Source organism: Pseudomonas sp. 22526 (genome assembly GCF_052044735.1).
In the GTDB taxonomy this organism is placed as follows: Bacteria; Pseudomonadota; Gammaproteobacteria; order Pseudomonadales; family Pseudomonadaceae; genus Aquipseudomonas; species Aquipseudomonas piscium.
In genome coordinates this window covers 41440-60570 of sequence record NZ_JBQENK010000003.1, presented here as the reverse complement: position 1 = coordinate 60570, position 19131 = coordinate 41440, and the positions used below count along the sequence as shown (strand labels likewise).

At 63.9% G+C, this 19131-nt stretch carries 19 protein-coding genes and 2 pseudogenes; 13 read left to right on the top strand and 8 right to left on the bottom strand.

Annotated elements, in window-relative coordinates:
- Positions 1–71 precede the first annotated feature (71 nt).
- The gene (locus ACTJKT_RS05035; RefSeq protein ID WP_440786397.1) at positions 72–842 is read left to right on the top strand and encodes an AraC family transcriptional regulator; all 771 of its coding nucleotides are present in this window, start codon (positions 72–74) and stop codon (positions 840–842) included.
- Between the two features lie 128 nt (positions 843–970).
- Complete coding sequence (locus tag ACTJKT_RS05030) at positions 971–1288, top strand: helix-turn-helix domain-containing protein (RefSeq protein ID WP_440786396.1); 318 nt, start codon at positions 971–973, stop codon at positions 1286–1288.
- On the opposite strand, the gene ACTJKT_RS05025 is transcribed toward ACTJKT_RS05030, so the two are convergent.
- Positions 1270–1827 carry an AAA family ATPase gene (locus ACTJKT_RS05025; RefSeq protein WP_440786395.1) on the bottom strand — a complete coding sequence of 186 codons (558 nt, stop codon included), beginning with the start codon at positions 1825–1827 and terminating at the stop codon, positions 1270–1272. The genes ACTJKT_RS05030 and ACTJKT_RS05025 overlap by 19 nt on opposite strands.
- A gap of 109 nt (positions 1828–1936) precedes the next feature.
- Positions 1937–2995 carry an MBL fold metallo-hydrolase gene (locus ACTJKT_RS05020; protein ID WP_440786394.1) on the bottom strand — a complete coding sequence of 353 codons (1059 nt, stop codon included), beginning with the start codon at positions 2993–2995 and terminating at the stop codon, positions 1937–1939.
- A 202-nt stretch (positions 2996–3197) separates the two neighbouring features.
- Here ACTJKT_RS05020 and ACTJKT_RS05015 point away from each other — a divergent pair, with 202 nt between their 5' ends.
- The 4 genes and pseudogenes from ACTJKT_RS05015 (at position 3198) to ACTJKT_RS05000 (ending at position 6773) form a co-directional block, all read left to right on the top strand.
- A complete protein-coding gene (locus ACTJKT_RS05015; protein WP_440786393.1) occupies positions 3198–3806 on the top strand; it encodes a TetR/AcrR family transcriptional regulator in 609 nt (202 codons plus the stop codon).
- Positions 3807–4034: 228 nt separating this feature from the next.
- A complete protein-coding gene (locus ACTJKT_RS05010) occupies positions 4035–5111 on the top strand; it encodes a diguanylate cyclase (RefSeq protein WP_440786392.1) in 1077 nt (358 codons plus the stop codon).
- 342 nt (positions 5112–5453) lie between these two features.
- Positions 5454–6218, top strand: a pseudogene (locus ACTJKT_RS05005) (PAS domain-containing protein); the annotation flags it as partial.
- A gap of 3 nt (positions 6219–6221) precedes the next feature.
- Positions 6222–6773, top strand: a complete 552-nt coding sequence (locus ACTJKT_RS05000) for a methyl-accepting chemotaxis protein (protein ID WP_440786586.1) — start codon at positions 6222–6224, stop codon at positions 6771–6773.
- A gap of 58 nt (positions 6774–6831) precedes the next feature.
- Here ACTJKT_RS05000 and ACTJKT_RS04995 read toward each other — a convergent pair whose 3' ends face one another.
- The gene (locus ACTJKT_RS04995) at positions 6832–7833 is read right to left on the bottom strand and encodes a LysR family transcriptional regulator (RefSeq protein ID WP_440786391.1); all 1002 of its coding nucleotides are present in this window, start codon (positions 7831–7833) and stop codon (positions 6832–6834) included.
- On the opposite strand from ACTJKT_RS04995, the gene ACTJKT_RS04990 reads away from it, so the two are divergent.
- Positions 7808–8527, top strand: a complete 720-nt coding sequence (locus tag ACTJKT_RS04990) for a CTP synthase C-terminal region-related (seleno)protein (protein WP_440786390.1) — start codon at positions 7808–7810, stop codon at positions 8525–8527. The two genes, ACTJKT_RS04995 and ACTJKT_RS04990, sit on opposite strands and share 26 nt — an antisense overlap.
- Positions 8524–8847: an antibiotic biosynthesis monooxygenase family protein gene (locus ACTJKT_RS04985; RefSeq protein ID WP_258255040.1), complete on the top strand. Its 324-nt coding sequence runs from the start codon at positions 8524–8526 to the stop codon at positions 8845–8847. Before ACTJKT_RS04990 ends, ACTJKT_RS04985 begins: the two co-directional genes overlap by 4 nt.
- A 70-nt stretch (positions 8848–8917) precedes the next feature.
- Here ACTJKT_RS04985 and ACTJKT_RS04980 read toward each other — a convergent pair whose 3' ends face one another.
- Positions 8918–9250: a DUF2025 family protein gene (locus ACTJKT_RS04980; RefSeq protein ID WP_440786389.1), complete on the bottom strand. Its 333-nt coding sequence runs from the start codon at positions 9248–9250 to the stop codon at positions 8918–8920.
- 247 nt (positions 9251–9497) lie between these two features.
- Here ACTJKT_RS04980 and ACTJKT_RS04975 point away from each other — a divergent pair, with 247 nt between their 5' ends.
- Both ACTJKT_RS04975 and ACTJKT_RS04970 read left to right on the top strand, forming a co-directional pair.
- Positions 9498–10622, top strand: coding sequence for a glycerophosphodiester phosphodiesterase (locus ACTJKT_RS04975; RefSeq protein WP_440786388.1), 1125 nt, complete (start codon positions 9498–9500; stop codon positions 10620–10622).
- Between the two features lie 10 nt (positions 10623–10632).
- A complete protein-coding gene (locus tag ACTJKT_RS04970; RefSeq protein WP_440786387.1) occupies positions 10633–11313 on the top strand; it encodes a helix-turn-helix domain-containing protein in 681 nt (226 codons plus the stop codon).
- 1 nt (position 11314) lies between these two features.
- On the opposite strand, the gene ACTJKT_RS04965 is transcribed toward ACTJKT_RS04970, so the two are convergent.
- Positions 11315–12202, bottom strand: a complete 888-nt coding sequence (locus ACTJKT_RS04965; protein ID WP_440786386.1) for a sterol desaturase family protein — start codon at positions 12200–12202, stop codon at positions 11315–11317.
- A gap of 153 nt (positions 12203–12355) precedes the next feature.
- Between ACTJKT_RS04965 and ACTJKT_RS04960 the strand changes: the two genes are divergently transcribed.
- Complete coding sequence (locus ACTJKT_RS04960) at positions 12356–12673, top strand: PepSY domain-containing protein (protein ID WP_007925169.1); 318 nt, start codon at positions 12356–12358, stop codon at positions 12671–12673.
- Positions 12674–12736: 63 nt separating this feature from the next.
- Here the strand turns inward: ACTJKT_RS04960 and ACTJKT_RS04955 are convergent, their stop codons facing one another.
- Together ACTJKT_RS04955 and ACTJKT_RS04950 are read right to left on the bottom strand one after the other, a co-directional pair.
- On the bottom strand, positions 12737–13441 hold the full coding sequence (locus tag ACTJKT_RS04955) for a methyl-accepting chemotaxis protein (protein WP_423150110.1): 705 nt from the start codon (positions 13439–13441) through the stop codon (positions 12737–12739).
- A gap of 228 nt (positions 13442–13669) precedes the next feature.
- Positions 13670–13780: pseudogene (locus tag ACTJKT_RS04950) on the bottom strand (hypothetical protein); the annotation flags it as partial.
- A gap of 856 nt (positions 13781–14636) precedes the next feature.
- On the opposite strand from ACTJKT_RS04950, the gene ACTJKT_RS04945 reads away from it, so the two are divergent.
- Positions 14637–15659: a transporter gene (locus ACTJKT_RS04945; protein ID WP_025805778.1), complete on the top strand. Its 1023-nt coding sequence runs from the start codon at positions 14637–14639 to the stop codon at positions 15657–15659.
- A 283-nt stretch (positions 15660–15942) separates the two neighbouring features.
- Positions 15943–17559: an inorganic phosphate transporter gene (locus ACTJKT_RS04940; RefSeq protein ID WP_440786385.1), complete on the top strand. Its 1617-nt coding sequence runs from the start codon at positions 15943–15945 to the stop codon at positions 17557–17559.
- 148 nt (positions 17560–17707) lie between these two features.
- On the opposite strand, the gene ACTJKT_RS04935 is transcribed toward ACTJKT_RS04940, so the two are convergent.
- Entirely contained in the window at positions 17708–19030 is a 1323-nt protein-coding gene (locus ACTJKT_RS04935) for a purine-cytosine permease family protein (RefSeq protein ID WP_440786384.1), read from the bottom strand.
- Positions 19031–19131 lie beyond the last annotated feature (101 nt).

The window sequence follows — 19131 nt, the reverse complement described above, 5'->3', positions numbered from 1 at the left end:
CAGGGCTTGGCCGGCTTTAGCAAGTCAGCCAATACTGTTTGCATTTACGCCAACCCGCGGACGCTGACGCCATGCGTAACACTTCGATCGACCTGCTGGATCACACCCCACGCGCCGTGGTGGCGATCGGCACCGATTACCCTCAAGGCCACCTGCTGCCGAGCCACAGCCATCGTCGTGCGCAGCTGTTGTATGGCGCCACCGGGGTGATGCAAGTCAGCACCACGAACGGCCGCTGGGTGGTGCCGTCACAGCGTGCGGTATGGATCCCGCCCCAGGTGGCCCATGAGGTGCTGATGCTCGGGGTCAGTACCCGCAGCCTGTACATCGAGCCGGCGGCGATGCCGGCCCTGGGCGATCAGTGCCAGGTGATCAGCGTGTCACCGCTGATGCGCCAGTTGCTGATGGAAGCAGTGGATCTGCCGCTGGCGTATGACGAGGACGGACGCGACGGTGCGCTGATCAACCTGTTGCTGCATGAACTGAACCGCACCACCCGCCTGCCCCTGCACATTCCCCTGCCCGAAACTCCGCGCCTGCTCACGCTGTGCCAGGCCTTCCTGCAACAACCCGATGCCCACCAGTCTCCCGAACAATGGGCGCAGCAGCTGCATATCAGCCTGCGCACCTTCAACCGCCTGTTCCGCGAGCAGACCGGCATGAGTTTCGTCCAGTGGCGCCAGCGCGCCTGCGTGGTCAGGGCCTTGACCCGGCTGGCCGCTGGTGAGGCAGTGACGCGAATCGCCCTCGATTTCGGCTATGACAGCCCCGCTGCCTTTTCCACCATGTTCCGCCGGGTAACGGGGCAACCACCCAGCGCCTACCTGGAAACCGGGGCATAGCGCCGGGACAAGCCTTGTCACGAAGACGTTGAGGCGATCGGCAAAATGAGTTTGATCCGGGCGCAAAACAACTGTACAAATAAACAGTATTTTATCGACTCATCTTCACCCGCTTCCGGAGAAACCCCATGGCCTCACTCGCGATGAAAGTCACCCTGGAACGTATCGCTCTCTTCCAGTTCACCCCAGAACACTGCATTCAAGCCCGCGCCATGCTGGGTTGGAGCCAGGAACATCTGTCACGGCAGTCCGGCGTCTCGGTAGCCGCCATTCACCGCTTCGAGGCAGGGGGCGAATTGCTCGACGTGACCCGGTTGGCCCTGGCGTTTCGCCTGGAGGCAGAAGGCCTGGTGTTCTTTCCCGGCTTCGCCCCGGGGCGCGGCATGAATATCAAGGGCGCCACGCCCAACCCGATGGAGCGGCCCGACTACGCCATGATCGAGTGATCCAGGACTCTCAGCACTTCTTCCTGCAGCGCTTGCACCGAGCGGTGAGTGGCATCGAGGCGGATTACCGGGCAGCTCAACCCGGTGATCCAACTCTCATGCCGGCGCAGGCTGCGCGTGCCTTGGCCACCCGTATCGTAGCCGGCCGCCCAGGCAAGAAAGGTTTGAGTAGCGAGGTGGCGTTCGCCGCCCTCATGGATCTGCTCGCCGTAACGCTGAAACTCGCGCACCCGCAAACGCTGCAGGCGGATCTTGGGGTCCAGGCGAAGGAAAATGGCATGGGTGAAGGCCGGAATCATCGGGTCGCCCCAACCGCACAACGACCCGGACAGCACCCAGCTGTCCAACCCCGCCACCTGTTGTTGCAACAGCTGGATGCGCTCGTCCCGTGGGCGTCGCAGGCTGAAGGGTTGCTCACTGGGGCGCCAGAAGAAGTTGTCGGCGTCGAAGTGCGCGATAGCCAAACGCTGGGCCAGCGCCTGGCCCAAAGTCGTGGTACCGGAACCAGACGCGCCAAACAGATGAAGCCGATAAGCCATCACAAGGTCCGTCCGTTGGAGCATTGAGGAGAGTTTTCTAGATACTCCCCCTGACGCCAACACGGCAACCTGGCGATGGCCGGGCTCGAGGCTATAGCCGACGAAGGGTCTACAGATTGCTCGCCGTTGCCTGCTCGGCCACAGGGTCGACCTCCATCCACCAGGCGTGCCCCCGTTGCGGGTGCGCCAGGTTGAAGGGCTCGCCCATCTGCGGCGTGGCAATCGCGATGCTGCGTTCCCAGGCCAGCGAGAGGATGCGGTCGAACGGCTCGTACCAGGCATGCATCGACAGGTCGAATGTGCCGTTATGGATGGGCAATAACCAGCGCCCCTTGAGGTCGATGTGCGCCTGCAAGGTCTGCTCCGGCTGCATGTGCACGCCCGGCCACTCTACGTTGTAGGCTCCGGTTTCCATCAGGGTCAGATCGAAAGGGCCGTAACGTTCGCCGATCCGCTTGAAGCCGTCGAAGTAACCGGTGTCACCGCTGAAGAAGATCCGGCTGTCGCCATCGATCATCACCCAGGACGCCCACAGCGTGCTGTTGCCGTCGAACAGGCCACGACCGGAGAAATGCTGCGAAGGCGTGGCGATAAAACGAATGCCATCGACTTCAGTGCCTTCCCACCAATCCAGCTGGCGTACCTTGTCGGCCGGCACGCCCCACTTCACCAGGGTATCGCCCACGCCCAGGGGCGTGAGGAAATAGCGGGTCTTGTCCGCCAGCTTGAGCACGGTCTGGTGGTCCAGGTGATCGTAGTGGTCATGGGACAGGATCACCGCTTCGATCGGCGGCAATTCGGCCAGGCTGATAGGCGGCTGGTGGAAACGTTTGGGGCCGGCCCATTGCACCGGCGATGCGCGTTCGGCGAACACCGGATCGGTGATCCAGAACTTGTCGTGCAGCTTCAATAACACCGTCGAATGCCCCAGACGGTAGACGCTCTGGTTCGGCGCCGCCAACAGCTGTTCGTGGGTCAGTGGCTGCACCGGGATGGCCCCGACCGGGCGGGTGTTGCGCGGTTTGTGGAACAACATGCGCCAGAAAATACCCAGCGTCTTGCCCAGCCCGGCACGCCGGACCGGCGCGTGATTGCGGAACGCACCTTGTTCCTGCTGGGAGGTTTCGGGACGTGAGGCGCTGTCTGCACGGGAAGAGAGAGTGGCCATGAATCAGTGACTCCAAGGAACCCGACAAGGCTCCGGTGATTCTCTGCGGAACGACAAAGGCCAATGCACGCAAGCGTCAGCCGACCATCATTTTTTCTGTCATGAACTACACTGCACAGTGTAGTTTTTCTAGATTGCAACAAACCCGGGACTAAGTAAACTGCCCCGGATAACTGCCAACGACCGCCATCGAACCCAACTTATGACAGCTCCGAAGCGCCTGACCGACCTCAAACGCGAAGCCATCATCCAGGCGGCGATTACCGAATTCCACGCCAGCGGGTTCGATATCACCAGCATGGACAAGATCGCGGCAACGGCCGGAGTGTCCAAGCGCACGGTGTACAACCACTTCCCCAGCAAGGAGGAGTTGTTCACCGAGATCATGCATAAGTTATGGGCGAGCATCAGGGCGCGAACGGACATTCTTTACCACCCCGGATTAACCCTGCGTGAACAGTTGCGGGAATTGTTGATGGCCAAGCTGCAACTGCTGGCCGATGACAGCTTCCTCAACCTGGCGCGGGTCGCCATTGCCGCCACCCTACATTCCCCCGAACGCGCCCAGTACATGGTGGCGCGCATGGGCGAACGTGAAGAAAGCCTGATGGTGTGGATTCGCTCGGCCCGGGCGGACGGCCGACTCAAGCCACTGGACCCGGACTTCGCCGCCCAGCAGCTCCACGGCATGCTCAAGGCGTTTGCCTTCTGGCCGCAGATCACCATGAACCAGCCGCCCCTCAAGGAAGACGAACAGCAGCGTGTCGTCGAGTCCACGCTGGACATGTTCCTGGCCTGCTATCAAGCCTGACTCCCCTTCTCTCTCGGTTACTCCAACAAACGGATATGTCAGCCGCCATGGCTTGCAGCAAGCGCTCTGCAATAGGCGTTTGCGTACGCTCGTTCCACTAAATGGCCTGCAAGGACACTGATTATTCTTCTTGGAATAAATGACAATATTCGTCGCCTCGCCCGATGAAGGGTGACGGCCAATAAAAACACCACAAAGTGTTTCAAACCCGGGCTGACGCGGACATTTATGGATAACCAACAAGGCAAAGGGCTGTCGTTTGCCAAACGCATTTACATGCCAAGGATCGTCGGGCTGGGGATCGGCAGCCTCAGCGTATTCGCCGGGTTGTACCCGGTGCCGCAACCGACCTGGGTTTGGCTGTTCCTGCTGTTCAACGGCTTTGTCTGGCCGCACCTGGCATACCTGATCTCGACCCGCGCGACCTTCCCCTACCAGGCCGAACGCCGCAACCTGCTGTGCGACTCGCTCTTCGGTGGTTTCTGGGCGGCGGCGATGCAGTTCAACCCGCTGCCCACGGTGACCATTCTGGCCATGATGGCGATGAACAACGTCGCGGCCGGTGGCCTGCGCCTGTTCATCCGCGGCTCCTTGGCGCAGCTGAGCGGGGTACTGCTGTCATGGTTGCTGCTCGGTCCGGCCTTCACCGGGCAGGCCACCCAGCTGCAGATCTACGCCTGCCTGCCGATGCTGACCCTCTACCCGATGGCGGTGGGCATGGTCTGCTACCAGCTGGCGATCAAGCTCTCCGAGCACAAGCGCACCCTCCGCGCGCTGAGCCGCACCGACAGCCTGACCGGCCTGCTCAACCATGGCGCCTGGAAAGACCTGCTGCACCTCAAGTTCACCAAGTGCCAGCAGCAACGCTGCCACGGCACCATTGCCTTGATCGACATCGATCACTTCAAACACATCAACGACAGCTACGGCCATATCCTCGGCGATGCCGTGCTGCATCAGTTGAGCCGGGACCTCAAGCTCAACCTGCGCCAGGACGACCTGGCCGGGCGCTATGGCGGCGACGAGTTCTGCGTGATCCTGCCGGCGACCTCGATCCAGCAGGCCGGCGAAGTGATGGAACGGCTGCGGGAAGTCTTCGGCAACTATCGCCATCCGGGCGTGCCGCAACTCAGGGTCAGCCTGAGTATCGGCCTGGCCGCCTGGCACCCGGGGCTGCGCGATGCCGCGATGTGGCTCATGGAAGCCGACAAGGCCCTGTATGTCGCGAAAAATACCGGGCGCAACAAAGTCGCGGCCGCCGCCCCGGCAAACAATGCCTTCCTCGCCGTGTCGACCGGCTCCTGAAAAGTTATACAAGAAGGTAAAAACCAACATCTTGTACAACTTTCACGAACATCCCTCCGAACCAAGCCGGCATAATGCCGCCATTCGGCTACCCCAAAAAAGCCGGGCCGGACATTCTCGGCCGTGCAACATAACTTCCCTAAATTGACTCGCAGGCACAGCGTCTCACCTCAGACGTTCAACAAGGGTACGTTCCGGACAGGGGCGTGCCCTTCCAAGGGTTATCTGTCAGTCATGGAATGCTGGCATTGAGCAGACAATGCCGAGGCCCCGGGGCTTTCGGCATGCAGGCGCAGACAACAGGGACTGACTCCAGGTTTTTCCCACTGAGCACCAGCCATCATGCTATTCAACCGCCATAACAAAACCATCGACGCCTTGCACCAGACCATCGCCCAGCAAGCCAGCCTGCTCGAGGCCATCGACCGTTCGATGGCGGTGATCGAGTTCGACCTGGAAGGCACTGTCCTGCGGGCCAACGACAACTTCCTCAAGACCATGGGTTATCGCGCGGAGCAGATCATCGGCCAACCCCATCGCCAGTTCTGCAACGCCGAATTCGCCCGCGGCAATCAATACCGCGAACTCTGGACGCGCCTGAAAAACGGCCAGTTCGAATCGGGAACCTTCGAACGGGTCAATGCCCAAGGCCAGCCGGTGTGGCTGGAGGCCAGCTACAACCCGATCAGGGATGCCGACGGCAAGGTCTACAAGGTGGTCAAGTACGCCCTCGACGTCACCGAGAAGATCCAGCAGGAAAGCGAGTCCAGGGGCAAGCTGCTCGCCATCGACCGCGCCATGGCGGTGATCGAGTTCAACCTCGACGGCAGCGTGATCACGGCCAACCAGAATTTCCTCGATCGCCTCGGCTACAGCCTCGCCGAACTCAAGGGCAAGCATCACCGGATCTTCTGCAAGCCCGAGTTGGCCAACAGCAGCGCCTACCAGGACTTCTGGCGGCGTCTCAACCAGGGCGAGTTCTTCAGCGGGCAGTTCGAGCGCGTCGACAAACGCGGGCAATCGCTGTGGCTGGAGGCCAACTACAACCCGGTGTACGACGCCGCCGGGCGCCTGTGCAAGGTGGTGAAGTTCGCCTCCGACGTGACTGCGATGGTGGAGAAACACGCCCAGGACGCCCAGAGCGCGACCCAGGCCTACCACATCTCGGTGGAAACCCGGCAAGTCGCCGAACAGGGCACCGCGGTGATCCAGCAGGCGGCCAGCGAGATGCGCCAGATCGCCGCCAACATCGAAGACTCCTCGGCCCTGATCGCCAAGCTCGGCGAGCGCTCCGAGCAGATCACCGCCATCGTCAACACCATCCGCGCGATCGCCGAGCAGACCAACCTGCTGGCGCTCAATGCCGCGATCGAAGCCGCGCGCGCCGGCGAACAGGGCCGAGGTTTTGCCGTGGTCGCCGACGAAGTCCGGCAACTGGCCGCCCGAACCAGCGGCTCGACCGCGGAAATCTCGGGGATGATCGACATGATCCAGCACGAAACCCAGCAGGCCATCAAAAGCATGGACGGCACCCGGGACCGGGCGGCCAAGGGCGTGGACCTGGCGGATCAGGCCGGCACGGTGATCCTGCAGATTCGTGACGGTGCCAGCGAGGCGGTACAGGCGGTGAGCATGTTCGCCAACGAACGCGCCACGCTCTGAACCGGCCGTGGTGAATCAACGGCTCGCCAGGGAAGGCCCTCCTGCACCGAAGCGCGCTTCACTGCGGCGCGCGCAGGCGCTGGCTCAATTCGTCGAACAGCGTCACCACCGCGCGCAGCGCCCGGCAGTCGGCGCGGGTCAGCAACCAGAGCGCGGTATCGCAGCCCGGCAGCGGGTCGCTCAAGGGCAGCAGGGCTGAGCTGTCGTCGAGCAGGAAATCCGGCAACACCGCCACCCCCAGCCCGGCCTTCACCAGTTCGCTGACCGCCAGCATGCTGTTACAGCGATAGCCCGGCACCACGCCGGGCAACGCCTGTCGGCGCCAGGCCACAGTAGCGTGGTCCGGGAGGAAATCGTCCGGGGCGATCCAGGTCAGCCCGGCCAGGTCCGTCGCCCCGACCGACTGCCGATAGCTCGGGCTGGCACAAACCCGGTAGGACACCGCACGCAACTGCCGGCCTACAAGGTGCTCGGGCGGTGTGCGGGTCAGGCGCAGGGCCAGGTCGGCGTCGCGCCGGCTGAGGTTGGCGAAATCATTCGAGGTGCTGAGCTCCAGGGCCAGTGCCGGATAGCGCGGCATGAATTGCCCCAGCGCCGGCAACAGCAAGCCCTGCAACACCGAATCGGTACAGGTCAGGCGCACCGTGCCGCTGACCACCGCGCCGCCCTGCTCCACCCCGACCCGTGCCGCGTCCAGTGCCTGTTCGGCGCGTTCGGCCTGCTCGGCCAGGGTGCGGGCCAGGCCGGTGGGCAGGTAGCCGGCGCGGCTCTTGTCGAACAGCTGCTGGCCCAGCGCGGCCTCGAGGCGCCTAACCGCGCGGAACACCGTCGATACATCGACCTTCAGCAACGCCGCTGCGCGGGCCAGGGAGCCGCCGCGCACCAGGGCGAGGATCAGCGACAGGTCGGGGTAGTCGAGCCGATAGTGCGTAGCTGCATTGATCACTTGGATAAACGCCAATATTGAATGCGTGAACGCCAATCTATAGTGACTGCCAGCCACCCACAAGCGCTGGCCATACCAGGAGAAGTCCATGCCGCACATCGCACGTCCGCCCATCCTGAACATCGCCCTGGTAGGCGACTACGACCCTCAGGTCACCGCGCACCAGGCCATTCCCCGGGCCCTGGAAATGGCCGCCGAGGAAACCGGCCTCAAGGTGCACTACCGCTGGCTGGCCACCGACAGCCTGACCTGCGACGAGCCACTGCAAGAGGCCGACGGCATCTGGTGTGTACCCGCCAGCCCCTACCGCTCGATGGACGGCGCCTTGCGGGCGATCCGTTTTGCCCGCGAACAGCAGCGGCCCTTCCTCGGCACCTGCGGCGGTTTTCAGCATGCGGTGCTGGAGTACGCGCGCAACGTGCTGGGCTGGGCCGATGCCGAGCATGGCGAAACCCATCCCGAAGCAGCACGCGCCTTGCTCACGCCGTTGACCTGCGCCTTGGTGGAAGCCACCGACAGCATTCATCTGAGCGAAGGCAGCCGCATCGCCGAAGCCTATGGCGAGCGCCAGATCAGTGAGGGTTATCGCTGTCGCTACGGGGTCAATCCGGAGTTCGCGGCGCAATTGCTCAAGCACGACCTGCGCCCCAGCGGCTACGACTCGGCCGGCGACCTGCGGGCGGTGGAACTGCGCAACCAGCGGTTTTTCATCGCCACCCTGTTCCAGCCGGAACGGGCGGCGCTCAAAGGCGTCGTGCCGCCCCTGGTCAGCGCCCTGCTCGCCGCTTGCCTGGAGCGTCACGCATGATCGCCCGCACACCCGAGGCGCCCTATTACGCGGTGATTTTCAGCGCCCAGCGCCGCGAGCCGGACCCGGCCTACGAGCAGACCGCCGAACGCATGGTCGAGCTGGCGCAGCAACAGCCGGGATTTCTCGGCATGGAGTTCGCGCGTAATGAGGATGGCTTTGGCATCACGGTTTCCTACTGGCAGGACCAGGCCTCGATCCTCGCCTGGAAGCAGCATGCCGAACACCGCATCGCCCGCGAACGCGGGCGCAGCGACTGGTACGCGGCCTGTCATACCCGGGTGTGCAAGGTCGAACGCGCCTACCTGTTCGAACGCTGAGACCTGATCGCGAGCAAGCTCGCGCCTACGAAACCGNCGATAACGCCAGCCCGGCCACCGCGCCTCTCGGTTATTGCGCAGCCGGCACCCGGTTGCGCACCGCCGAAATCTCCGGCAAGTCGGTACGACGCATGTACACGCGCAAGGGTTCGCTGATGTTGATGCGCTCGTCGATGTTCTGCTCCAGCAGCAACTGGATCAGCTCGCGCTTGAGCACCATGACCTGGCCCTCGGCGCTGGCCCAGACGAATTCGCTGGCGGGGGTGATGGCGTCGTCGGCGACGTCCATGCCGAAGGAGTCTTCGCTGAAGCGCACGATGTGCTGGCCGCTCTTGCGGTTGAAACCGACAAACCCCTTGAGCTGGTCGGCGGCCTGGCAGATGAGTTCGGATGTGATGCGCATGGTAAACCTCACTGAGTGTCCCGCAGGACAGGTGATCGATGGTTTACACGCCAGGCAAGAGTGGAAATCTCGGGCTTCCCTCTGACGGGGAAACTTCAGGGCGCAAGCCTACTGCAAAGCACCCCACAAAAGCGTCGGAAAATTTGCCGCATGTGCAGATTTATGTCGGTTTCGCGATAGCACAACGGCCCTTCAATTGTTAAAAGGTAGTCCTTTGAAAACCGCCCTCCACGAAAGGACCTCGACCATGCCTGCCACCTTCACCAAAAGCGCCCTGATGCTGAGCCTGATGCTTGGCCTGGGCCAGGCACAGGCCGCCAGCCCAAGCCCCACCGCACTGGCTGTCAGCCACGGCATTCCACACCCGGCAGTGATCGCTCACCGGGGCGCGTCCTTCGATGCACCTGAGTCCACCACCGCCGCCTACAAACTGGCCCGCGACCTGGGTGCCGACTACCTGGAAATGGACCTGCAACGCAGCAAGGACGGCGTGCTGTTCGCCCTGCATGACAACAACCTGCAGCGCACCACCGACGTCGCCAGCAAGTTCCCCGAGCGCAAGGACAGCCCGGCCAACGCCTTCACCATGGCCGAACTGAAAACCCTCGACGCCGGCAGCTGGTTCAACCAGGCCCATCCCGACCGTGCCCGTCCGAGCTACGTCGGCCTGAAGATCCTGACCCTCGACGAAATCATCGACATCGCCCAGAGCAACCCGCAGCACAAGCCCGGCCTGTACATCGAGACCAAGGAGCCCAAGCAGTTCCCCGGCATCGAGCACGACCTCAAGGAAAAACTCCAGGACCGCGGCTGGCTCAGCCCGGCCGGCTCCAAGCTGGCGAAAAGCGACCTGGCGGTAGGCCAGGGCAAAGGCAAGGTGGTGTTGCAGACCTTCGAGAAGAGCAGCCTGGAACTGCTGCAGAAAGAAATGCCCAAGGTGCCGAAGATCCTCCTGCTGTGGATCGGTGAAGGCGGCATGCAGCCCAAGTCCGACCTGACCTTCGCCAACAGCGGCGAGAAGGACAAGGCGGCCTACTACGCCAAGCAGGAACCCAAGGACAAGGCCGAGTTCGAGCAGTGGGTCAGCTACGCCAAGGCCCAGGGCGCCATCGGCACCGGTCCGTCGGCGGCACTGACCAAGGGCGGCGACCAGAGCTACTTCGACCTGGTGCAACCCTGGATGAACCAGTTCACCCACGACCAGGGCCTGCTGGTGCACGTCTACACCATCGACGAGCCGGTGGACTTCAAGAAGGTCCTGGACTCCGGTGTCGACGGCATCTTCACCAACCGCGCCTCGGAGCTGCTCAAGTACGTCAAACGTCCGGCCAGCGGCAGCGTGAGCCAGCTGCTCGAGGCCAACGGCTACTGAGCCGGTCGCCGTGCGCACGCCCGAGTGGACAGGCCAGCTGTGGCTCGGGCGTGACTACGGACTGATCCAGGGAGAGCTGGGGCGCACCGTGCCCCACGCCCACTACGCCCATCAACTGATCCTCGCCCCCGGCGCGCCGGTCACTGTCAGCCTCGACGGCCAGCCCTGCACCGCCCGACAAGTATTCATCCCGGCCATGCAACGGCATGCCATCCTCGATGCGCCCGGGACCCTGTTCACCCTCTACGCCGAACCGCTGACGATTGACGCCCAGGCCCTGCAAGACAGCCTGCTGGGTGTCGAGCTGTCGCTGCCGGCGCTGGCCGAGGCACTGCAGCGTTGTCCGCGCCGAATCCTCCAGGACCGACGGATCGAAAAGGCTCTAGCGGCCCTCGACCGACAATTGGCCGGCAAGGTCTCGGCCAGCGCCCTGGCGGCCCATGCCAACCTGTCCCTGAGCCAGCTCGAACGGCTGTTCAGCGGCCAGCTCGGCTTGCCGGTGCGGCGCCTGGTGCTGTGGCGGCGCCTGCGCCTGGCGATGGGCCTGGTACTGGCGGGACAGGCCATTACCGAGGCGGCTCATGGCGCCGGGTTTGCCGATTCCGCGCACTTCTCCCGCACCCTGAAAACCCTGTTCGGCGTCACCGCACGTCAGGCCCTGCAACATATCGAGCTGCGCCTGCTGGACTGAATCAACGGCGCAACGGCAAGGGCACCGGAGGTTCCTCATGGACGGTTTGCTTCTTGAAGGGCGCCAGCAACTGTCGCCAGTACGCCTGCGGATAATCCGGCTGGCTGCCGATGCCCAGGTCGCCCTGGCGGATCGGGTAGGCCGAGGAATAAAACGCCGTGCCCAGCAGCCAGTCCCAGACATTGAAGAACAGGCCGAAATTCACATTGCCGGCGGTGCCGTACTTCATGTGGTGAAAGCGGTGCATCGGCGCCCAGGCAAACACCCAGCCCAGAGGACCGGGGCGCATGTCGACATTGGAGTGTTGCAACAGCAACTGGATGGCAATGGCAAACGCCAACAGCTGCGCCACCGGCAAGGGGATCCCCAAGAACAGCAGCGGCAACAACCCGGCGCTGGCTTCCAGCAACTGATGCAGCGGGTGCTTCATCAAGCCGTTGAAGCCATACAGGCGCTGCACGCTGTGATGCACCGCATGCAGGCGCCACAGCCAGGACAGCCGGTGGCTGAAGTAATGCGCCAGGGTCAGGCCGCAGTCGGCGATGACAACCGCCAGCGCCAACTGCGCCCACAACGACCAGCCGCGCGGCCACAGGCCATCCAACGCCAGCAGGCTCACCAGCCCCGGCAACAGCAGCAACCCCAGGGCGTTCAGGCTTTCATTGACCAGCGCATGCAACACGTCACGCAGGCGATCCTGCTGCGGACGGTTCCAGTCCACCTCATAGGGCAACCACCACTCCGCCAGGAAGGACACCCCGAGCGCCCCGGCGAACACCAGCAGCAACCAGCCCGGGGCCAGCCCCGGCGTGCCTATCACCCACACGCCAGCGCCGATGAAGCCGGCGAAAAACGCGGGACCGTACAAGCCTTTGATCATGGATTTCATCACTGCCTCTCCTGTTCGAGAGCACAGCTTGAAATACCCGAGGGCCACTGGAATTGAACAAACGGCGCAAAGCTTGCGCTGAATTAAGGGTGAATTAAGTTGCACCGGCTAATCTGAACCCACTCAAAACGAATCACCCCAAGGAAAGACACTATGAAAACGTTGACTGCCCTGTTCGCCGCTACCGCCCTGACCCTGACCGCTGGCCTGGCCCAGGCCGACGTGCGCCCGGACCTGATCCCGGGCCTGCTCAAGGCTGGCACTATCATGGACCTGGAAAAACTCAACCAGGCAGCACTGGCCGAACACCCTGGCACCACCGCCGCCAACATCACCGACACCGAACTGGAACAGACCGCCGCCGGCGCATACGTCTACCAGGTGGAGCTGCGTGACGCCAAGGGCGTCGAGTGGGACGTCGATCTGGATGCCAAGACCGGCAAGGTCCTGAGCAACAAGCAAGACAAGTAATTCTTCAAGACAAAAAAGCCGCGTGACCGAAAGGCCACGCGGCTTTTTTCATGCTCTGGCGCATCAGGCACTCAGGCGTGCCGTCACCTCGTTCAACTGCCCCGACAGCTCATGCAGGTTCTGGCTGGCGCGCTCGGTGCGCTGCACGTTATCCAGGTTGGTGCTGGCGATCGTGGTGATCTCGGTCAGGTTGCGCGAGATGTCCTCGGCCACCGAAGTCTGCTCTTCCGCCGCCGTGGCGATCTGCCGGTTCATGTCGCGGATCGCCTCGACCGCCTCGGTGATCCGCTCCAGCATGGCGCCGGCCTGGGTCACCTGCTCGACGCTGGCATCGCTGCGCGCCTGGCCGCTCTCGATCGCATGGGCGGCGTCCAGGGCGCCGGTCTGCACGCTCTGGATGATCTGGTTGATCTCGATGATCGACGCTGCGGTGCGCTGCGCCAGGCTGCGTACCTCATCGGCGACCACGGCGAAACCACGCCCGGCCTCGCCGGCCCGCGCGGCCTCGATGGCGGCGTTGAGCGCCAGCAGGTTGGTCTGCTCGGCAATGCCGCGGATCACTTCCAGCACCTTGCCGATACGCCCGCTGTCGGCTTCCAGGCGGCGGATCACCTCGGCGGTGTTGGCGATTTCGCCGCGCATCAGGGTGATGGTATGGATGGTGCCCTGCATCACCTGCTCGCCCTGCTGGGCCGACTGGTCGGCGTCATCGGCGGCCCGCGCCGCATCCGCCGCATGGCGCGCCACTTCCTGGGCGGTGGCGGACATTTCGTTCATCGCCGTGGCGACCTGGTCGGTGCGGTTGAACTGGTCGTTGGTGCCCTGGGACATCAGGGTGGCAATCGCATTCAGCTCGCCGCTGGCGCTGTCCAGGTCGGACCCGCTGCGCTGCAGGCGGCTGAAGGTTTCGGCGAGGAAATCACGCAAGGTGTTGGCGGCCACCGCCAGCTTGCCCAACTCATCCTGACGGCTGCTGGCCACGCGCTCGGCAATCCGCCCACGGCTGAGTTGCGCCACGTAGTCGATCAACTGGCGGATCGGCTCCACCAGGCTGCGGTTGACCAGCCACAGGCTCAGCAGGCCGATCAGCAAGCCCGAGGCCAGCATCACCAGCAGGCCGATCCACACCGTGCGCTGGGCACTGGCGCTGATGTCCCGCGACTGTTCGCTGCCCTGCTTGCGCAGCTCGCTCACCAGTTCGCTCATCTGCTCGCTGGCGGCGCGGTCCACGCCCTTGACCGCGGCATCGCCGGCGGCCGGGTCGGCACCGGCGGCGACAAAGGCATCGCGGCCTTTCTGGTAGGCCGTGCCCAGCACCTTATGTTCTTCACGCAAGCGCTCGATCCGGCCCTTGAGCGCCGCATCGATGCCCGGCTCCGCCACCAACTGGCCAAGGATGCCCTGCACATCGCGCTGGCGATCCTCGAACTGCTGCCAGTACTTGTTCAGGTCGGCGCTCTGCTTGCCGCGCAGCAACACGTTTTTCCATTCCTGCACCTGGACCTTGAATTGCAGGTTGGCTTCGTCGATCAGCTGCGAGGTGCGCAGCGGCCCCTCGATCAAGTCGCGATAACCTTGCACGCCATTGGACAGGAAGTGAAAACACGCCAGCGCGATCAACAGCATCGCCAGCAGGCTGCCGCTCAACAGGGCCAGAACTTGCGCTCTCAGGGATTTTTGCAAGGACATCGAATGAGATCTCTCAACAGGGATAGAGCACGCCCGAGGCGGGCATGGGTAGCGTGCGAACATCCCTGTCAGGCGAACCGAGGCAAGCCGGTCGCGCAGTAGTCATATGCGTGATCGGCCTGAAAGAGGCTTTCTTGAGGGCCTCCGACAGCCGGTTATAAGCGCCGGATATTGCACTTCAAATCGTCACAAAATCGTCACTATGGCTTGCGATGATCGGGCTCAAGTGAACCTGTAAAACCGCCTACAGGTGCCTTCCCTCCTGCGAGACTCCATGAACCACAGCATCGACCATGCCCATCGCGATTCGGATCTGTTCGGCCTGCTCTACGGCTTTGCGTTTCGCCCCGGCGAGCGGGGTCGCGAACTGGATTCGGCCAAGGCCCTGCAAGCCCTGCAACAGCCGGACGATGGCGAGGAGTTTCTCTGGCTGCACCTGAACCTGGCGCATGCCGCTTGCGAGCGCTGGATGCAGACCCACCTGGCGCTGCCCGAGGAATTCTTCGAGGCCTTGCACGAAGGCTCGCGCTCGACCCGTATCGAGCATGTGGATTCGGCCCTGCTGGCGGTGGTCAACGACGTGGTGTTCAACTTCGGCAGCATGGTTTCCTCGGACATCTCCACCCTGTGGGTCTGCGTGCGCAGCCGGCTGATCGTCAGCGCGCGCCTGCAACCCCTGCATTCGGTGGACAAGCTGCGCTCCTCGGTCAAGGCCGGCGAACGTTTCCGCTCGCCCCTGGAACTGCTGGTGCACCTGCTGCGCGACCAGGGCGAGGTGCTGACCCAGATCGTGCGCAAGACCAGCCTCAACGTCGACCAGATCGAAGACCAGTTGCTGGCCGCGCGGATCTCCACCAACCGCGCCGAGCTGGGGGCCATGCGCCGGGTGCTGGTGCGCCTGCAACGCCTGCTGGCGCTGGAGCCGGGCTCGCTGCTGCGGCTGCTCAACCGTCCGCCGCAATGGCTGCAGAAGGAGGACGTCAAGGAGCTGCGCAAGTCCACCGAGGAGTTCGCCCTGATCATCAACGACCTCACCGCCCTCGGCGAGCGGATCAAGCTGCTGCAGGAAGAGATCGCCGCCAATATCAACGAACAGACCAACCGCACCCTGTTCACCCTGACCGTGGTCACGGTGCTGGCGCTGCCGATCAACATCATCGCCGGCTTCTTCGGCATGAACGTCGGCGGCATCCCCTTCTCCGAGGACCCGGAAGGCTTCTGGATCCTCGTCGCCCTGGTCGCCACCTTCACCGTCATCGCCGGCCGCTGGGCGTTTCGCAAGCGCCAGGATATGTAGGCCCCATCCCCTGTAGCCGCTGCCGCAGGCTGCGCAAGGTCCGCAGGACCTCCAGCGATTTCAAGGACGCCACGGCCGGGACGGCCGATCGCAGCCTGCGGCAGCGGCTACAGACGCCATCGCAGGCAAGTCGGATCGCCGCCCACTCGCTCCTACAGAAAATGGCGCGGCTTCTTGACCAGTGGTTAAAGGATTCACCCAAACACTGACCTGAGGCAGTCTCTCTGTAATATTTGGCAACGATCATGGGCGACACTCCTCCCTGCCACAGGATTGTCCGGCAATGGCCACCCCTTCACTGACCGCCGCCTCCCCTTCCCCCGCCCTCGAAGCCAGACCGCAGCTGGATAAAAAAGCCAGTCCCTTCACCCTGGTGGTGTTCTTCGCGATCCTCGCCATGGGCCTGTTGTTCACCGCCTACAGCCTGATGCAGGACATGCACGAGCTGGGCACCACGGTCACCACCTGGACCCCGTTCCTGCTGCTCGGCGTGGCGCTGCTGATTGCCCTGGGCTTCGAGTTCGTCAACGGCTTCCACGACACCGCCAACGCCGTGGCCACGGTGATCTACACCCACTCGCTGCCGCCGCATTTCGCGGTGGTCTGGTCGGGCTTCTTCAACTTCCTCGGCGTGCTGCTGTCCAGCGGCGCGGTGGCCTTCGGCATCATCGCCCTGCTGCCGGTGGAGCTGATCCTGCAGGTCGGCTCGTCGGCCGGCTTCGCCATGATCTTCGCCCTGCTGATCGCCGCCATCCTGTGGAACCTCGGCACCTGGTGGCTGGGCCTGCCGGCCTCCTCGTCCCATACCCTGATCGGTTCGATCATCGGCGTCGGCGTGGCCAACGCCCTGATGCACGGCCGCGACGGCACCAGTGGCGTGGACTGGAGCCAGGCCACCAAGGTCGGCTACGCCCTGCTGTTCTCGCCGCTGATCGGCTTCGCCTTCGCCGCCCTGCTGCTCCTGGCCCTGCGCCTGTTCGTGAAGAACCGCGCACTGTACAAGGCACCCAAGGGCAACACCCCGCCGCCGTGGTGGATTCGCGGCATGCTGATCGTCACCTGCACCGGCGTGTCCTTCGCCCACGGTTCCAACGACGGCCAGAAAGGCATGGGCCTGATCATGCTGATCCTGGTCGGCACCCTGCCCATGGCCTACGCGCTGAACCGCACCATGCCGGCCGACCAGGCCCTGCAATTCGCCGCGGTGGCGCAAGTCACCCAGCAAGCCCTGGTGAAAAGCGCCCCGCAACCGGCCCCCGCCGACCCGCGCGCGGTGCTTTCCGACTATGTGCGCAGCAAGGAAGCCACGCCACAGCTGGTCCCGGCCCTGGCCGCCCTGACCGGTCATATCGGTGACGAGGTGAAGGGCTACGGCTCCCTGGCCAAGGTGCCGGCCGAAGCCATGGGCAACGTGCGCAACGACATGTACCTGAGCAGCGAAACCATCCGCCTGATGGACAAGAACCAGGTCGGCGACTTCGACGCCGACACCCAGGGCAAGCTGCAACTGTTCAAGCAGCAGATCGACAACGCCACGCGCTTCATTCCGCTGTGGGTGAAGATCGCCGTGGCCATCGCCCTCGGCCTGGGCACCATGGTCGGCTGGAAACGCATCGTGGTCACCGTCGGCGAGAAAATCGGCAAGACCCACCTGACCTACGCCCAGGGCGCCTCGGCGGAAACCGTGGCGATGCTGACCATCGGCGCCGCCGACCTGTTCGGCCTGCCGGTGTCCACCACCCACGTATTGTCTTCAGGTGTGGCCGGGACCATGGTCGCCAACGGCGGCGGCCTGCAGATGCAGACCATCCGCAACCTGCTGATGGCCTGGGTGCTGACCCTACCGGCGGCGATCCTGCTGTCCGGCAGCCTGTACTGGCTGTTCACCCAATTGTTCTGAACCCTGCCACGCTCACCTACCTGTAGCCGCTGCCGCAGGCTGCGATGGGCCGCGCAGCGGCCCCAAAACCTGACTCCGCGATCTTCCTGATATTGCGTGTTGTCCGGTTTGCCAGTCCTGCGGACTGGATCGCAGCCTTCGGCAGCGGCTACACGGACTGTGGCAGTCTGGGGCGAATACGGCTAGACAGCCCCACCTGCAAGACAAACGCCAGCACCCCGGTCAGCGGCGCGGAAAAACTCGCCAGCCCACCGCCGGCCCACATCAGCAACAGACCCAGGGCGGTCCCGCCGAACCAGGCGCTCAGCCCCGCCCCGTTGAACGCCGCAACACGTTCGATAGCCGCCACCTCGGTGCGCCCGAACAGGATCTGCGCCAGCGCCACGCCAACCCAGGCGACGACGAAGATGCCCTGGTAGGCCAGCGCCTTGAGCAGATAGGCGAACACGTCCGCCAGCATCAGCACGTAGACGATCACCCCCACCGCCAGCGCCCACATCAGGTATGAACCGCGCACGCCAAAGCGGCCGAAGAACGCCTGCATGTTCAGGGTCGCCAGGTAGTAATTGGCGGTGTTGATCCGGGTTTGCGTGGCCCAGACGAACAGCAGCCCCCACAGCCCCATGAGTTGCAGGATCGCCATCACCACCGAGACTTCGTTGAGCGCGCCTTCGTGGGGAATGCTGCTGACCAGGTAGATGCCCGCCGCGCCGTTGAGCAGGAAAGTCACCGCGTAGAACGGCATGCCGAAGTTCCAGCGCCCGTGGTAGCCGGCGTCTTCAGGCTTGCCGAAACGCGCGTAGTCGAAGGTGAACAGCATCAGGATCCACACCCCCATGTACGCCACGAAACAGTCCCACCAGGCAAAGGCGCCGGGGCTGGCCGGGCCGAAATCCAGCCACTGCGGCTGGTAGCCATAACGCGCGATCGACAGCCCCACCGCCACCAGCAGCCCGCCCAGGTACACCGGCAGCAGCACGCCGTTGAGCTTGTCCAGCCAGTGCTGCACGCTGCCCAGAATCAGCGGCACGCTGTACAGCACCACCAGCAGGGCCGCCAGCGGGTACACCAACTGCGGATACAGATGATTGAGCGCCACGGCGATCACCGAGCCTTCGAACACCGCGTAGTAGATCGCCGTGGAGAAGAAGATCAGCGTCGCCAGGCAGGCCCCGCTGCTGCCGAACAGCAGCCGGGAAAACAGCGCCACCGACAACCCGCTGCGCATGGCGAAACGGCTGAGCACGCTGTTGACCAGGCCATAGCAGAGCACCGACAGCAGCATGCCGATCAGCGCATTGCGGGTGCCGTGGGCCAACGCCAGGGACGCACCGACCACGATGTAGAACATGGCGCTGCACACGGCCCACCAGGCCATGGTCAGCGACAGCTTGCCCATGCGCGCATCCGCGGCGACGGGGAGATTGGCCGGGTCCTGCCCGGTTTGATTCGCTTGCGATAAAGCAGCCATATGCGTGAACTCCAGGACCAGTCAAGGGTTGAAGCGCGGGCAGCCGCCACCGCACCGAAGCGCGGCGGCGACAAACCTTTTGGCATTTACCCGCGCCAGGC

What these genes read in the sequence shown, in the direction of transcription:
- ACTJKT_RS05035 (WP_440786397.1), top strand. Translation starts at nt 72, where the DNA reads ATGCGTAACACTTCGATCGACCTGCTGGATCACACCCCACGCGCCGTG.
- ACTJKT_RS05030 (WP_440786396.1), top strand. Translation starts at nt 971, where the DNA reads ATGGCCTCACTCGCGATGAAAGTCACCCTGGAACGTATCGCTCTCTTC.
- ACTJKT_RS05025 (WP_440786395.1), bottom strand. Translation starts at nt 1,827, where the DNA reads ATGGCTTATCGGCTTCATCTGTTTGGCGCGTCTGGTTCCGGTACCACG.
- ACTJKT_RS05020 (WP_440786394.1), bottom strand. Translation starts at nt 2,995, where the DNA reads ATGGCCACTCTCTCTTCCCGTGCAGACAGCGCCTCACGTCCCGAAACC.
- ACTJKT_RS05015 (WP_440786393.1), top strand. Translation starts at nt 3,198, where the DNA reads ATGACAGCTCCGAAGCGCCTGACCGACCTCAAACGCGAAGCCATCATC.
- ACTJKT_RS05010 (WP_440786392.1), top strand. Translation starts at nt 4,035, where the DNA reads ATGGATAACCAACAAGGCAAAGGGCTGTCGTTTGCCAAACGCATTTAC.
- ACTJKT_RS05000 (WP_440786586.1), top strand. Translation starts at nt 6,222, where the DNA reads ATGGTGGAGAAACACGCCCAGGACGCCCAGAGCGCGACCCAGGCCTAC.
- ACTJKT_RS04990 (WP_440786390.1), top strand. Translation starts at nt 7,808, where the DNA reads ATGCCGCACATCGCACGTCCGCCCATCCTGAACATCGCCCTGGTAGGC.
- ACTJKT_RS04995 (WP_440786391.1), bottom strand. Translation starts at nt 7,833, where the DNA reads ATGGGCGGACGTGCGATGTGCGGCATGGACTTCTCCTGGTATGGCCAG.
- ACTJKT_RS04985 (WP_258255040.1), top strand. Translation starts at nt 8,524, where the DNA reads ATGATCGCCCGCACACCCGAGGCGCCCTATTACGCGGTGATTTTCAGC.
- ACTJKT_RS04980 (WP_440786389.1), bottom strand. Translation starts at nt 9,250, where the DNA reads ATGCGCATCACATCCGAACTCATCTGCCAGGCCGCCGACCAGCTCAAG.
- ACTJKT_RS04975 (WP_440786388.1), top strand. Translation starts at nt 9,498, where the DNA reads ATGCCTGCCACCTTCACCAAAAGCGCCCTGATGCTGAGCCTGATGCTT.
- ACTJKT_RS04965 (WP_440786386.1), bottom strand. Translation starts at nt 12,202, where the DNA reads ATGAAATCCATGATCAAAGGCTTGTACGGTCCCGCGTTTTTCGCCGGC.
- ACTJKT_RS04960 (WP_007925169.1), top strand. Translation starts at nt 12,356, where the DNA reads ATGAAAACGTTGACTGCCCTGTTCGCCGCTACCGCCCTGACCCTGACC.
- ACTJKT_RS04955 (WP_423150110.1), bottom strand. Translation starts at nt 13,441, where the DNA reads ATGTCCGCCACCGCCCAGGAAGTGGCGCGCCATGCGGCGGATGCGGCG.
- ACTJKT_RS04945 (WP_025805778.1), top strand. Translation starts at nt 14,637, where the DNA reads ATGAACCACAGCATCGACCATGCCCATCGCGATTCGGATCTGTTCGGC.
- ACTJKT_RS04940 (WP_440786385.1), top strand. Translation starts at nt 15,943, where the DNA reads ATGGCCACCCCTTCACTGACCGCCGCCTCCCCTTCCCCCGCCCTCGAA.
- ACTJKT_RS04935 (WP_440786384.1), bottom strand. Translation starts at nt 19,030, where the DNA reads ATGGCTGCTTTATCGCAAGCGAATCAAACCGGGCAGGACCCGGCCAAT.